Raw genomic sequence first — 13,863 nt, 5'->3', positions numbered from 1 at the left:
GGATTCCCTACTCTCGAAGAAAAGCGTCCACCACCCGAAGCAAGGACCAGCGACATGCGTGCCATCACCGTCCGGGACCGCGAGTCCGGTATCGACGGACTCTCCCTCGCCGAGCTGCCGTACCCGCACGCCGCCGAGAACGACGTCGTCGTCCGGGTGCACGCGGCCGGCTTCACCCGCGGCGAGCTGACCTGGCCCGGCACCTGGACCGACCGGGCCGGCCGCGACCGCAGCCCGAGCGTCCCCGGCCACGAGGTGTCCGGCGTGGTCGCCGATCTCGGCTACGGGACCACCGGCTTCACCGTCGGCCAGCGCGTCTTCGGCCTGACCGACTGGCTGCGCGACGGCACTCTCGCCGAGTACGTCGCCGTCGAGGCCCGCAACCTCGCGGCGCTGCCCGCGAGCGTCGCCCACGTCACCGCGGCCGCGGTCCCGATCTCCGGCCTGACCGCCTGGCAGGACCTGTTCGACCACGCGAACCTGCAGCGCGGGCAGACCGTGATGATCCACGGCATCGCCGGCGCGGTCGGCTCGGTCGCCGCCCAGCTCGCCCAGGAGATCGGCGCCCACGTCATCGGCACCGGCCGGACGGCGGACGCGACCAGAGCCGCCGAGCTGGGCGCGCACGATTTCGTCGACCTGGCCGGCGACGACCTGGAGAAGGCCGGTCAGGTCGACGTCGTGCTCGACGTGATCGGCGGCGAGATCCGCTACCGCTCCGGCCTGCTGCTGCGTCCCGGCGGCACCCTGGTCACGATCGCCGACCCACCGACCCAGCAGCCGCCGAACGCCCGCGCGGTCTTCTTCGTCGTCGAGCCCAACCGCGAGCAGCTCACCCACCTGGCCACCCGTCTGCACGACGGCCGCCTCAAGCCGCTGGTCACGACAGTGCTTCCGCTCGACGACGCCGTGAGCGCCTTCCAGCCCGCCCGCGGCCGAACCATCATCAAGGTCACGGGCTGACGAGCCGCTGCCGCAGACCCGTCGCGCGCAACGCCCGGCGGGTCAGCGCCAGCCGCACCGACTCCTCGGCACCGACCACTCGCACGCGATCGACCGCACGCGTGATCGCCGTGTAGAACAGCTCCCGCGTCAGCAGCCGCGACTCCTCGTTCGGCAGCAGCACCGTGACCTCGGCGGCCTGACTCCCCTGCGACTTGTGGATCGTCATCGCGTGCAGCGTCTCGATGTTGCCCAACCGGCTCGGCGCGAAGTCCCGCCGCCCCCGCGCGCCCGCAATACAAACCCGCAGCGACCCGTCCGGCCGCCGGATCGTCACGCCGACATCACCGTTGTAGATCCCGAGCGCGTAGTCGTTCGCCGTCACCAGCACCGGGCGGCCGACGTACCAGGTGTCCCAGAGCGGGTCCTCGGTCTCCTCGGTGATCCAGCGCTCAACGGTCCGGTTCCACTGCTGCACACCCCACGGACCTTCCCGGTGCGCACACAGCAACCGATGCCGGTCGACCGCCGCCAGCGCGGCATCGGCATCACCCGCCTCGGCAGCCCTCCGGATCGCCAGTACGTCGGGCAGCATCGCCTCCCGCAACCGCTCCCGCGGGTCCTCGTCCTCGACGAACACCACCCGCTCGTCCCCGCCCCGCAGCACAGTCAGTACGTCGTCCGCCCGGTCCTCCCGCACGGCCAGCGCCAGCTCCCCGATCTCACTCCCGAACCGGTGCGACGTCCGCAGCTCCGCGGCCTCGATGTGGCCCCCGGCAACCAATCCGTCGACCAGGTCCGCGAGCACCGCACCCGCCTCGATCGACGCCAACTGATCGGGATCGCCGACCAGCACGAGCCGCGCCCCCGGCCGGACCGCCTCCAGGAGCCGGGCCATCATCGTCAGCGAGACCATCGACGTCTCGTCCACCACGATGATGTCGTGCGGCAGCCGGTTGGTCCGGTCGTGCCGGAACCGGCTCGACGAGTCCGGCCGCCGGCCGAGCAGCATGTGCAGCGTCCGCGCGTGGAAGTCGCCGAGCCGCGCGGTGTCCTCCGGCGACAACCGGTCGGACATCTCCCGCCGGACCGCCTCCTCCAGCCGCGCCGCCGCCTTACCGGTCGGCGCGGTCAGCGCGATCCACGGCCGCCGCTCCCCCGCAAGCTCCGCCTGCTCAGCCAGTACGGCGAGCAGCCCCGCGACGGTCGTCGTCTTTCCGGTCCCCGGACCGCCGGTCAGCACCGTCGTCCACTGCCGCGCAGCCGTCTCCGCCGCAGCCCGCTGCTCGACGTACGAGTCGCCGGGGAACAGCCGGTCGAGCCCGGCGGTCAGCGCGGCCTCGTTGGCGATCACCGGCGCCAGTCGCGTCGTCTGCCGGCGCAGGTCCTGCTCGACCTGCTCCTCCTCGCGCCAGTACCGGTCGAAGTACAGCCGCGTCTCGTCCAGCCGCAGCGGAAAAGGTGCCCCCAGCAACGGACTCGCGCGCAGCGCACTCTGCCACGCCTCCAGCGAAGGCCACTCCAGCTCGGCGCCCTCCTCCCCCACCTCGTCGCGGACCAGCGCCAGATCCAGGCACGTCGACCCGGCCCGTACGGCGCGCGCCACCAGCGCACACGCCAGCGCGACCGACTCGTCGGTCTCCTCCAGCATCGCCGTCAGCCGCAGCGCGACATGCACGTCAGCGGCCAAGATCACCCCGGCGGCGTTGAATTCCCGCAGGAGCCCCGTCGCAGCCAGCGCCAGCGTCGAGTCGAACTCGTCCACAGCCGTGCTCATCAGGCCCTCCCGTCCAGCAGCTCCGACAGCGCGACGACCAGTGCCGAAGGCAACGACCAGCTGAACACGCCGGTCGGATGCCCATCCACCACAGGCGTCTCGGCCCCACACATCCCGCGCAGGTACAAGTACACAACCCCGCCAAGATGCTTGGCGGGGTCGTACCCCGCAAGCCGCCACCGCAGATACCGATGCAGCACCACCGAGTACAGCAGCGCCTGCAGCGGATAGTCCGAGTGCAGCATCGCCGCACCGAGCTGATCCTGCGTGTACTCCGCCGAGGTCGACGGCTGCTCCGGATCCCCGAGCCGGTTCGTCTTGTAGTCGACGACCACGAACCGATCGCCCGGCACCCGCAGTACGACGTCGATCGAGCCGGTCAGATACCCACGCAGGCTCTGCCCACCGAGCAACGGCTGCTCCAGCCGCTCGGCGTACGCGAGCAGCGGATCGCCGACCGGCAGATGAGCACGCAGCAGCGGCGCCAGCTCCTCCAACCGTACGTCGACGCCCGCGTCGTCCCCACCGGCCAGCGGGATCTCGAAGTCCAGCTCCCGCAACCGGTCCTCGCGCCCGAGGTCCCGCAGCGTCAGCCCCGGCACCAGCGGACCGAGCGGCGTCGCGTGCATCGGCAGCATCGCCTCCGCCAGCACGTCCGGCGTCACGTCCACCCGCCACAACGGCAGCTGCTCGCGAATCCGCAACGCCAACTCGGCCTGCAGATCAACCGCCTTCGGATCGGCCTCCTCCAGCACCCCGTGCACCAGCGACCCGAACTCCGCGCCCACCGGCAACCCGTCCATCGGCGACGGCACCGCATCCACCGACGCGACCACCGTCGGCACCGCGTCCACGGACTCGTCCTCGAGCTGCCCGTCCTCGGGCTCGCTCGTCACCCCACCGGGCTGCTGATCGGCCGCCCGGATCAACCCCGAGTACGACGTCCGCCGCCAGGCCAGATCGACCTCGCGCGAGAACGTCGCGATCCCGAGCCGCCCCGACATCCGCTCGCTCACCGGCTCGACCTGCTCGGCGATCACCGAGTCCTCCACGACCGGACCGCCCGCCTGCTGCCAGCGCCGCAACCAGACCAGCACCTCGTCGTCGGACGACGCCCGGTCGAGCTGGTCCGGAACGACCGGCTCGCCCTGCTTGCGCCCACGCAGCAGTCGCGACACCCCACCGTTGATCTCGTCCCACGACGGCGCCCACCACGCCACCACCTGCGACTGCGCCCGCGTCAGCGCGACGTACGTGAGCCGGATGTCGTCACCCGCGACCTCGGCCCGCCAGCGCTTCTCGTTCGCCGCGTAGCCCTTGCGGTTGCGCCCACCGATGTCGAGGCTGCGCACGCCGTCCTCGTGGAAGAGCAGCAGCTCCTCCTCGTCGAAGATGTGCCGGTTGAAGCCGAACGGCAGGTAGACGATCGGGTACTGCAGGCCCTTGCTCACCCACACCGTCATGATCTGGACGGCGGCCGCGTCGCTGTCGAGCCGGCGCGTGCGCTCGGCCGTCCGGCCCTTGCCGGTGCACTCCTGCCGCAGCCAGTCGAGCAGCGCGGGCAGGCCGAAGCGCTCCCGGTGCGCAGTGTCGTGCAGCAGCTCGGCGAGGTGCGCGAGGTCGGTCATGTCCCGCTCGCCACCGCGCCAGCCGAGCACACGATCGGCCATCCCCCGCAACTGCGCGGCCTCGAAGACCGCGGCGACTCCCCTGGTCCGCAGCAGGTCGGCCCAGGCGCGCAGCGTCTGCCCGATCCGGTCGGTCAGGTCGTCGCCTCCGGCGTACAGGGTGGCGGCGGTGTGCCCGAAGAACATCGTGGTCGCGGCGGCCCGGACCAGCCCCGAGCGGTGCGGCTGGTCGAACGCCTCCAGCAGGCTCAGCCAGTCCTTCGCCGCCTGCGAGGAGAAGATGTCGAGATCGCCCGAGTAGACCGCGGGAATCCCGGCCGCGGCCAGCGCCTCGCGGCAGGCCCGCGCGTCCTTGTGCGCCTCGACGATCACCGCGAGGTCGCCCGCGCGCAGCGGCCGGCCGTCGTAGGTCGCACCGGAGGCGAGCAGCTGACCGATGTCGGCCGCAAGGTCATCGGTGATGTGGTCGCGCAGGTCGTCCATCGGCACGCTCTTGCGCCGCGGCGACCCGAACCACTCCCGCTGTACGGCGCGCAGCCGGAACGGCGAGTCGCACGGCGCACCGGCCAGCCGCGTCCCCTGGTGATGCGCCTCGACGGGGTGCACCACGATGTCCTCGTGCCCGAGCCGGGCGCCACCGAGCACGACCTGCAGGCAGTCGACCAGCGGCTGGTCGCTGCGCCAGTTCGTCCCCAAGGTCCGGCGCTGCCCGGCAGTCGCCGCCGCGGTCAGGTACGTCGCGATGTCACCGCCGCGGAACGCGTAGATCGCCTGCTTCGGGTCGCCGATCAGCACCAGCGTGCTCGTGCCGTTGAAAGCCCGGTCGATCACCTTCCACTGCACCGGGTCGGTGTCCTGGAACTCGTCGACCATCACCACCGACCAGCGCCGCTGCATCCGCTGCCGGGCCGGGGCGTCCGGCTGCTCCAGCGCGGTCGCGAGCCGGGTCAGCAGGTCGTCGTACCCGAGGATGCCGAGCCGGCGCTTGCGCCGTTCGACCTCGGCCAGGACCTCGTGCGCGAACGCGACCCGGACGCCCTCCGGCGTCGCCGCGTCGTACTGCTCGGGGACCAGCCGGGTGTGTGGATTGTCGATGACCTTGATCGCGAGCTCCAGCGCGACCGCGCGGGTGATCGGCGGCTGGGCGGCGGACCGCGCGAAGCGCGCGAGGTACAGGTCGTCGACGACCTCGGTGACCAGATCGGTCAGGTCCTCGACCAGTGTCACCCCGGCGTCGGTGTCACCGGCGACGCCGAGCGAGCGCAGCACGAGCTGGCAGAACTGGTGCGTCGTCGCGATCGTCGCCGCGTCGAAGTTCGCCAGCGCGTCGCGCAGCCGGGTGTGCCGCAGCGCGACCTCGGCCTCGCTGCCGCGCGCGAGATGCCCGAGCAGCCCGGGGTCGTCGTGCCACTCCTTCGGGTCGGCGAGCGCCTGCTCGGCATCCGAGATCTGGGAGCGGACGCGTTCGCGCAGCTCCTGGCTGGCCGCGCGGCCGAAGGTGATCAGCAGCATCTCGTCGAGCCGGGCCGCGCCTTCGGCGACGTACCGAGTGACGAGACCGGCCAGGGCGTAGGTCTTGCCGGTACCGGCGCTCGCCTCGAGCACGGTGGTTCCGGTCGGCAGCGGGCCGAGCAGGTCGAAGGGCTCCATCAGCGGGCTCCCTGCTCGAAGCGCAGCATCGGCTCCCAGACGCGCGCGGCGTACGCACCGAGCCGCGTCGACTCGCCCGGCATCTCCTCGCCGGGCCGCGGCGGTTCGAGCAGTACGTCGAGCGGCTTGTTCGCACCCCAGACGCGCACGTGCGCCGGGTCGGCGTTCTCTCCGTCGTAGTTCGTCGGCCGCCAGCGGCGCCCGGCCGCGACCCTCGGGTCGTCGTCGGTCCGCGTCGCCTGGCACCAGGCGAACGACGTCTTCAGCGGCAACGGCAGCGGCGCCTGCCGGCCGGCGTCGTACACGGCGACCAGGTCGGAGAGGAAGGTCTGCGCCTGCCCGTCGACCGGGCCGAACAGCCGGCTCGCCGGATTGCTGCGGCCGCGGCCGATCGCCTGGGTCGTCCAGTTGTGGTCCTCGTCGTTGGCCGACAGCGCCAGCAGCTGGATCCATGCCGTCAGCAACTGTTTCGCGTCGAGCCGCGAGTAGCTCACCGAAACCAGGCGGTACCCGTACACGCCCGGCACCGTCCCGGTCAGCCGCCGGCCACCGCCGAGGTCGATGTCCACGTCGAACGCCTTCGCCTCGCCCTGCCGGTGCGGGTACGCCGCGACCGCCAGGCCGCGCGCGATGTCGCGGATGTCGGTCGCGGTCCGCCAGCCGAGCCGTCCCGGCGGCAGCGTCCCGCGCCGCCACTCGGCCTGCAGCGCCTGGTCCGGGTGGATGCCGGCGAGCATGTCCTGCAGCATCCGGTCGCCCACCGACCACTTCTCCAGGTTGTCGATCTCGACCGGCATCGCGTCCGACACCCCGTCGACCTCCCAGGGCAGCGTCACGTCGAGCGAACGGAAGAAGCCCTTCACGGGATCCTTGAAGAACTGGATCAGCTCGGCCAGCCCGACGTCCTCGCCGCTCGCCAGGAGCAGCGGTGCCCCGACGAACTCCGGGCGCGGCTCGCGCGGCTTGTTGTCGACGCGGGCCGCGACCAGCGCGGTCGGGTCGAACGTGAACGGCCCGGGCGTCCCGAGCCGCCCGGCCTCAAGGTTCTTGCGGTCGAAAGGCTGCAGCGGGTGCTTCACGACGACGGTCTCGCGGACCGGCGACTCCGTCGTCCGGTCGAGGGCGTCGACCAGCTCGCCGAGCGGTACGGCGGGCGGCCGCGGCTGCCCCGAGTACTCGTTGGCGCCGGTGTAGGTGATCACCAGCGACTCGGTCGCGGCCATGATCGCGTCCAGCATCAGCTGCCGGTCCTCGCTGCGCACATCCCGCTCACCCGTCACCGGCTGCCGGGCCAGTACGTCGTCCCCGTCGGCCAGGCCGATCCGCGGGAAGATCCCGTCGTCGAGCCCGAGCAGGCAGATCACCCGGTGCGGCACCGACCGCATCGGCACCATCGTGCACACGGTCAGCGTCCCGCTCCGGAAGTTCGCGCGCGTCGGCCGCCCGGCCAGGTGCGCCGACAGCAACGACCGTACGTCGGCCAGCCGCAGCTCCGTCCCGGACAGCTCCCCCGCCCCGGCCGCGACCTGCGCGAACTCGCGCTGCACCTGGCCGAGCTGCCAGCCGTCGTCGCGGCTCACCGAGGTCAGCCGGTCGATCCCGCCGCGCAACGCTTCCAGCCAGGCCGCCAGCGAGTGCGTCCCGTCCAGCAGATCAGTTGCCGCGCGCAACCGATCGACGTACTCCGCGAACCGGCCGGCCAGCTCGATCCGGGTGCTGCCGACGTCGTCGAGCGGCAGCGTCGTCCCGATCCAGGCGTGCGCGTCGGCCGACATCGTCACCCCGGCGAGCACCCGGTCGAGACCGAACTGCCAGGTGTTCTGCGGGAAGTCGGCCAGCCCGAACCGGTCCCGGTCGTCGCGGCCGAACGCCCAGCGGACGCCGGACTCGCGCACCCAGGCGGTCACCGTGTCGAGGTCGTCGTCGGTGAAGCGGAAGCGCCGCCGTACCGGCTCGGCCTGGGCGAGATCGAGGACCTGGCTCGCGGTCGCCCGGCTGCCCGCGAGGTCGAGCAGCTGCGCGGCGACCGAGAGCAGCGGGTTCGTCTGGGTCAGCGACCGGTCGGCCAGCTGCACGCGCAGCTTGTGCGCCGGGTGCCCGTTTCGGTCGAGGTCGGCCAGGCCGAAGCGGGCGCTGATCAGCGGCGCGTAGGTCTCGATGTCCGGGCACATCACGAGGATGTCCCGCGGCTCCAGCGTCGGGTCGTCCTGCAGCATGCCGAGCAGCACCTCACGCAGTACGTCGACCTGCCGGGCGGTGCCGTGACAGGCGTGCACCTGCACGCTCCGATCGGTCGGCGCGAGCCGACGGCCTTCGGGGTTCACTGTGTTGTCGCGCAGGTCCTGCTGCAGCCAGCCGAGCAGAGAGTCAGGCGTCGGCAGCGACGAGAGGTGGTTGTCGACGGTCGGTACAGCAGCGATCGCCAGCTCCAGCTCGCGGCTGTCCCGGCCGAGCGTCGCCAGCAGCGGATGCTCAGCGCGCTGGTGGCTGGTGTCCTCCGCGCGGATGCCCGCGCTAGCCCCCTGCAGCCGCTCCCACAGCGAACCGCTCGGGTTGGGCAGCCACAGGTGCACGTCGCGCTGCTCGGCCAGCGCCGAGATCAGCTCGATCTCGGTCGACGGCAGCCGCGTGTGCCCGAACAGCGAGAGCCGAGTCGGCAGCTCGAACGCCGACGGCTCCTCACGCAGCTGCGCGATCGTCCGTGCGTGCCGTTCAGCCGGCGTCGGCTCGCCGATCCGCGCGACCAGGCGGCGCCACAGCTCGGGCTGCCAGGACAGGTCGCGGTCTATCGCCGTACCGAGGCCGTCGGTGTCCCGCCCTTCACTCCAGTCAGCGAGCAGCGCCGGCCGCTGCACGCCGTACGCCGCGAACAAGCGCGCGAGCCGCGCGGCCACGGCGTACCGGCGGCCGCGCCGCAGCTCGCCCTCGGCACCGGTGTCGAAGTGCCCGAGGTGCCGCGCGACCGGCTCGCACCACGGCTGGTCGAGCGAGTCGTCGAGCACCGCGAGCAGCGGCCACGCCAGCGCGTCCGCGGCCCACGGGTCGTCGTCGTTGATCCCCAGCACGGTCGACACCAGCGACCGCGGCGACGTGAACCGCACACCCGCGCAGACCCCGTCGCGGCCTGCCGGCCCCGCACCCAACCGGTGCGACAGCCGCTGCGACAGCCAGCGCTCGACGCCCTTGGCCGGAACGACCACGAGCTCCTCGGCGAACGGATCACCGAGCGGTACGGCGAGCAGCTCGCCGAGCCCGTCGGCGAGCACGTCCGTCCGCTCGGCGCGGTGCAGGTACAAGGTCACCGGGGAAAGGATGCCACGCTCGGCCGACGGTTTTCGGCAGGGTGTGGACTACCAGTCGTGGACCGTTCCGTCCTTGAGCCGGTTGTACGGCAGGTAAGCCGGCCGGTACGGGAACTTGGCCGCCGCGTCCTCGTCCAGCTCGACCCCGAGACCGGGCTGGTGGCCCGGGTGCAGGTACCCGTTCTCGAAGCTGAAGGTCTGCCGGAACACCTCGTTGGTGGCGTCGCCGTGCTGCATGTACTCCTGGATCCCGAAGTTGTGGATGGCCAGGTCGAGGTGCAGCGCGGCCGCCATCCCGACCGGCGAGATGTCGGTCGGGCCGTGGATCCCGGACTTGATCTGGTACTGCGCGGCGTAGTCGAGCAGCTTGCGCATCGCGGTGATGCCGCCGGTGTGGGTGACCGCGGACCGGACGTAGTCGATCAGCTGGTCCTTGATCAGCGTCTGGTAGTCCCAGACGGTGTTGAAGACCTCGCCGATGGCCAGCGGTGTCGTCGTGTGCTGACGGACCAGCCGGAGCGCGTCCTGGTTCTCGGCCGGCGTGCAGTCCTCCATCCAGAACAGGTCGTACGGCTCCAGATCCTTGCCCAGCCGCGCGGCCTGGATCGGGGTCAGCCGGTGGTGCACGTCGTGCAGCAGCGGCAGCTCCGGGCCGAACTCCGACCGGACCGCCTCGAAGACCCTCGGGATGTGCCGCAGGTACGCGCGGGTGTCCCAGTCCTCCTCCATCGGCTGCGCGGCGCGCAGGGCTGGCTCGTAGTGGTGCTCGGGCTCTTCACCCGCAGGCGCGCGGACGCCGTACACGGCGTCGATCCCGGGGACCGAGGTCTGCACGCGGATCGAGCGGAAGCCCTGGTCGAGGTGCCGACGGATCGAGTCGAACAGCTCGGCCTCGTCGCGGCCGGAGGCGTGCCCGTACGCCATCAGGCCGTTGCGGGAGGCGCCGCCGAGCAGCTGGTAGAGCGGCATCCCGGCGGCTTTGGCCTTGAGGTCCCACAACGCGACGTCGACCGCGGCGATCGCCGCCATCGTCACCGGACCACGCCGCCAGTACGCCGACCGGTACAGGAACTGCCAGGTGTCCTCGATCCGGTGCGCGTCGCGGCCGAGCAGCAGCGGGACGACGTGGTCGGTCAGGTACGACGCGACCGACAGCTCGCGGCCGTTCAGGGTGCCGTCACCCCAGCCGACCAGCCCGTCGTCGGTGGTCAGCTTCAGGGTGACGAAGTTGCGGTCAGGGCTCGTCACGATCACCTCGGCGGCGGTGATGTTCACGATGCGGTTTCCTCCTTGGTGACCAGCTCGAGCGCCTGGCGCGCGATCTGCCACTCCTCGTTGGTCGGGATCACCAGGACGGCGACCTCGCTGTCGTCGGTGCTGACCAGGCCGTCCTCGGCCGGGTCGGCGTTGCGGACCGGGTCGAGCCGGATACCGAGCCGCTCCAGCCCGTGCAGGACGGCGGCCCGGACGTCGGCCGAGTGCTGGCCGACCCCGGCGGTGAACACGATCGCGTCGACCGTGCCGAGCACGGCGTAGTACGCGCCGACGTACTTCTTGATCCGGTGGCAGTACACGTCGAAGGCCAGCTCGGCCTTCGGGTCACCGGCCGCGCGCAGCTTGGCCAGCGCGCGGAAGTCGTTCTCGCCGGCCAGGCCCTTCAGGCCGGACTTCTTGTTCAGCGCGTTGTCGATCTCGTCGACCGACCAGCCGGCCTCGCGGACCAGGTGGCCGTGCACCGCGGGGTCGAGGTCGCCGGAGCGGGTGCCCATCACGAGACCTTCGAGCGGGGTCATGCCCATCGAGGTCTCGACCGACTCGCCGCCCTGGACCGCGGCCGCGGAGCAGCCGTTGCCGAGGTGCAGGACGATCAGGTTCAGGTCGGCCAGGTCGCGGCCGAGCCGGTGCGCGGCCTGCTCGGAGACGAACGAGTGCGACGTCCCGTGGAATCCGTAGCGGCGGATGCCGTGGTCGTCGAGCCATTCCGACGGTACGGCGTACGTGTAGGCGTGCGGTGGGAGCGTCTGGTGGAAGGCGGTGTCGAAGACGGCGACCTGCGGGAGGTCGGGGAACAGCCTGCGCGCGACCTCGATGCCTTCCAGGTTGGCCGGGTTGTGCAGCGGCGCGAGCGGGACCAGGTCGGTGACCTCGGCCACGAGGGCGTCGTCGATCAGACTCGGTACGGCGAACTTCGCGCCGCCGTGGACGACCCGGTGGCCGACAGCCGCGAGCTCCAGGTCGTCGAGCGACGGGCCGTGCTTCGCGAACGCGTCGAGGGCGGCGCGGAGGGCGTCCTCGTGGGTGGCCAGCGCGTCCGAGCTCTCGGTCTCGCCGTCCGGGCCGCGGTGCTGCTGGTGGCCCTCGGACTCGCCGATGCGTTCGATCAGGCCCTCGGCGAGCGCTTCCCCCGAGCCCGCGTCGACGAGGCTGTACTTGAGCGACGAGGACCCCGCGTTGATCACCAGTACGTAGTCGCTCATCGGTCGCCACCCTGCTGCGCCTGCAGCGCGGTGATCGCGACCGTGTTGATGATGTCTCGCACCGTGGCTCCTCGGGACAGGTCGTTCACCGGTTTGCGCAGGCCCTGCAGCACCGGACCGACCGCGACCGCGTTCGCCGAGCGCTGGACCGCCTTGTACGTGTTGTTGCCGGTGTTCAGGTCGGGGAAGACGAACACCGTCGCGCGGCCGGCCACCGGCGAGTCCGGCAGTTTGGTCCGGGCGACGGCGGCGTCGATCGCCGCGTCGTACTGGATCGGCCCCTCGACGAGCAGCTCCGGCGCCCGCTCGCGGACGATGGTCGTTGCCTTCGACACCTTCTCGACGTCGGTGCCGGTGCCGGACGAGCCGGTCGAGTACGACAGCATCGCGATCCGTGGGTCGACGCCGAACGCGACCGCCGTCGAGGCCGACGAGATCGCGATGTCGGCCAGCTGCTCGGCGGTCGGGTCCGGGTTGACCGCGCAGTCGCCGTACACGAGGACCTGGTGCTGCAGGCACATGAAGAACACCGACGACACCACCGAGACGCCGGGCTCGGTCTTCACGATCTCCAGCGCCGGGCGGATCGTGTGCGCGGTGGTGTGGATCGAGCCCGACACCATGCCGTCGGCGAGACCGAGCTGGACCATCATCGTGCCGAAGTACGAGACGTCCTTGACCAGCTCGCGGGCCCGGTCGAGATCGACGCCGCGGTGCTGCCGGAGCCGGTGCAGCTCGGCCGCGAACTGCTCGGCGAGCGGGTCGTGCTCGGGGTCGACGAAGTGCGCCGCCGACAGGTCGAGACCGAGGCCGGCCGTCTTCGCGCTGATCGCGACCGGATCACCGAGCAGCGTCAGCTCGGCCACGCCCCGCCGGAGCAGCACGTCGGCGGCCCGCAGGATCCGCTCCTCCTCGCCCTCGGGCAGCACGATGTGCTTGCGGTCGGCAACGGCCGCGTCGATCAGCCGGTGCTCGAACATCAGCGGCGTGACCGCGTTGCTGCGGGCGACCGCGAGCTGGTCGAGCAGCGCCTGGCTGTCGACGTGCTGCTCGAACAGCGCCAGCGCGAGGTCGATCTTGCGCGGCGAGTCCTTGGTCAGGCGACCGCGGACGGCGGTCAGCGCCGCCGACGCCGCCTGGGTGTCGAGATCGGTCTCCAGGATCGGCAGCGTCACGCCGAGGCTCTCGATCAGCTGCTGCACCTGCGGCGGCAGCGTGAAGCCGCCGTTCAGCACGATCGCCGAGATCTGCGGGAAGGTCCGCGACGCGTGCGCCATCAGAACGCCGAGCACGACCTCCGGCCGGTCGGCCGCCGTGATCACCGCGGCGCCGTCGAACAGCCGGTCGAGCACGTTCGGCATCGTCATCCCGGCGACCAGCAGCCCGCTGACCTCCCGCGTCAGCAGCTCGGGATCGCCGCTGACCATCCGTCCGTCGATCGGCGCCAGCAGGTCCGCCGGGGTCGGCTGGCTGAGCACCGGCTCCTCCGGCAGCGCGTACGCCGGTACGCCGTCCGCGCCGAGCGCCGTCGCGAACCGGTCGAGGTCCTGCGGGTCGGCGCGGTTCACGACGACCGCTGCGAGCGCACCGTGGTTGGCGGTCAGCTCGGCGACGGACAGGTCCCTGATCGCCTGCAGGTCGTCGAGGGTCCGGTCGAACCCGTTCAGCACCAGCAGCACCGGCGTACCGAGGTTGGCGGCGATCTTCGCGTTGTAGGAGAACTCGGTCGGCGTCCCGACGTCGGTGTAGTCGCTGCCGACCACCAGCACGGCGTCGGCCTGCTCGGCGACCGCGTGGTACCGGCGCACGATCACGTCCAGCGCGGCGTCCGGGTCGTCGTGCACCTCGTCGTAGGTGACGCCGACGCAGTCCTCGTAGGCGAGGTCGACCGCGTCGTGCGAGATCAGCAGGTCGAGCACGTAGTCGCGCCCGCCGTGCCGGTCGGTGTCGGGTCGCACGATCGGCCGGAACACGGCCACCCGCCCGACCCGGCGCGACAGTTGCTGCAACACCCCGAGGGCGACCGTCGACTTCCCGGTGGACCCCTCGACGGATGCGACGTACACGCTGCTCCCCATGCCAGAACC

Annotated in this window: 7 protein-coding genes; 1 reads left to right on the top strand and 6 read right to left on the bottom strand. The window is 71.8% G+C overall.

Annotated elements, in window-relative coordinates; all coding sequences use genetic code 11:
- Window positions 1-54 precede the first annotated feature (54 nt).
- Window positions 55-963, top strand: a complete 909-nt coding sequence (locus AB0M01_RS25390; protein ID WP_363673598.1) for an NADP-dependent oxidoreductase — start codon at window positions 55-57, stop codon at window positions 961-963.
- Here the strand turns inward: AB0M01_RS25390 and recD are convergent.
- From recD to pta, 6 genes are read right to left on the bottom strand one after another with little or no spacing between them, the layout of a single operon-like run.
- Window positions 953-2,719 (bottom strand): exodeoxyribonuclease V subunit alpha, encoded by a 1,767-nt coding sequence (gene recD / locus AB0M01_RS25385; RefSeq protein ID WP_363673596.1) that lies wholly within the window; start codon window positions 2,717-2,719, stop codon window positions 953-955. The genes AB0M01_RS25390 and recD overlap by 11 nt on opposite strands.
- On the bottom strand, window positions 2,719-5,997 hold the full coding sequence (locus AB0M01_RS25380; RefSeq protein WP_363673594.1) for a UvrD-helicase domain-containing protein: 3,279 nt from the start codon (window positions 5,995-5,997) through the stop codon (window positions 2,719-2,721). Before AB0M01_RS25380 ends, recD begins: the two co-directional genes overlap by 1 nt.
- Window positions 5,997-9,299 (bottom strand): exodeoxyribonuclease V subunit gamma, encoded by a 3,303-nt coding sequence (recC, locus tag AB0M01_RS25375; RefSeq protein ID WP_363673591.1) that lies wholly within the window; start codon window positions 9,297-9,299, stop codon window positions 5,997-5,999. Before recC ends, AB0M01_RS25380 begins: the two co-directional genes overlap by 1 nt.
- A gap of 48 nt (window positions 9,300-9,347) precedes the next feature.
- Entirely contained in the window at window positions 9,348-10,574 is a 1,227-nt protein-coding gene (gene manD / locus AB0M01_RS25370) for a D-mannonate dehydratase ManD (RefSeq protein WP_363673589.1), read from the bottom strand.
- Window positions 10,571-11,776 carry an acetate kinase gene (locus tag AB0M01_RS25365; RefSeq protein WP_363673587.1) on the bottom strand — a complete coding sequence of 402 codons (1,206 nt, stop codon included), beginning with the start codon at window positions 11,774-11,776 and terminating at the stop codon, window positions 10,571-10,573. Before AB0M01_RS25365 ends, manD begins: the two co-directional genes overlap by 4 nt.
- The gene (gene pta, locus AB0M01_RS25360; protein ID WP_363673585.1) at window positions 11,773-13,854 is read right to left on the bottom strand and encodes a phosphate acetyltransferase; all 2,082 of its coding nucleotides are present in this window, start codon (window positions 13,852-13,854) and stop codon (window positions 11,773-11,775) included. The genes AB0M01_RS25365 and pta overlap by 4 nt, the downstream gene beginning before the upstream one ends.
- Between the last annotated feature and the right edge of the window lie 9 nt (window positions 13,855-13,863).

It is taken from the genome of Kribbella sp. NPDC051770, from assembly GCF_040681455.1.
In the GTDB taxonomy this organism is placed as follows: domain Bacteria; phylum Actinomycetota; class Actinomycetes; order Propionibacteriales; family Kribbellaceae; genus Kribbella.
Note: the sequence above shows the minus strand (reverse complement) of the source record. Positions and strands in the feature narration are given on the sequence as shown.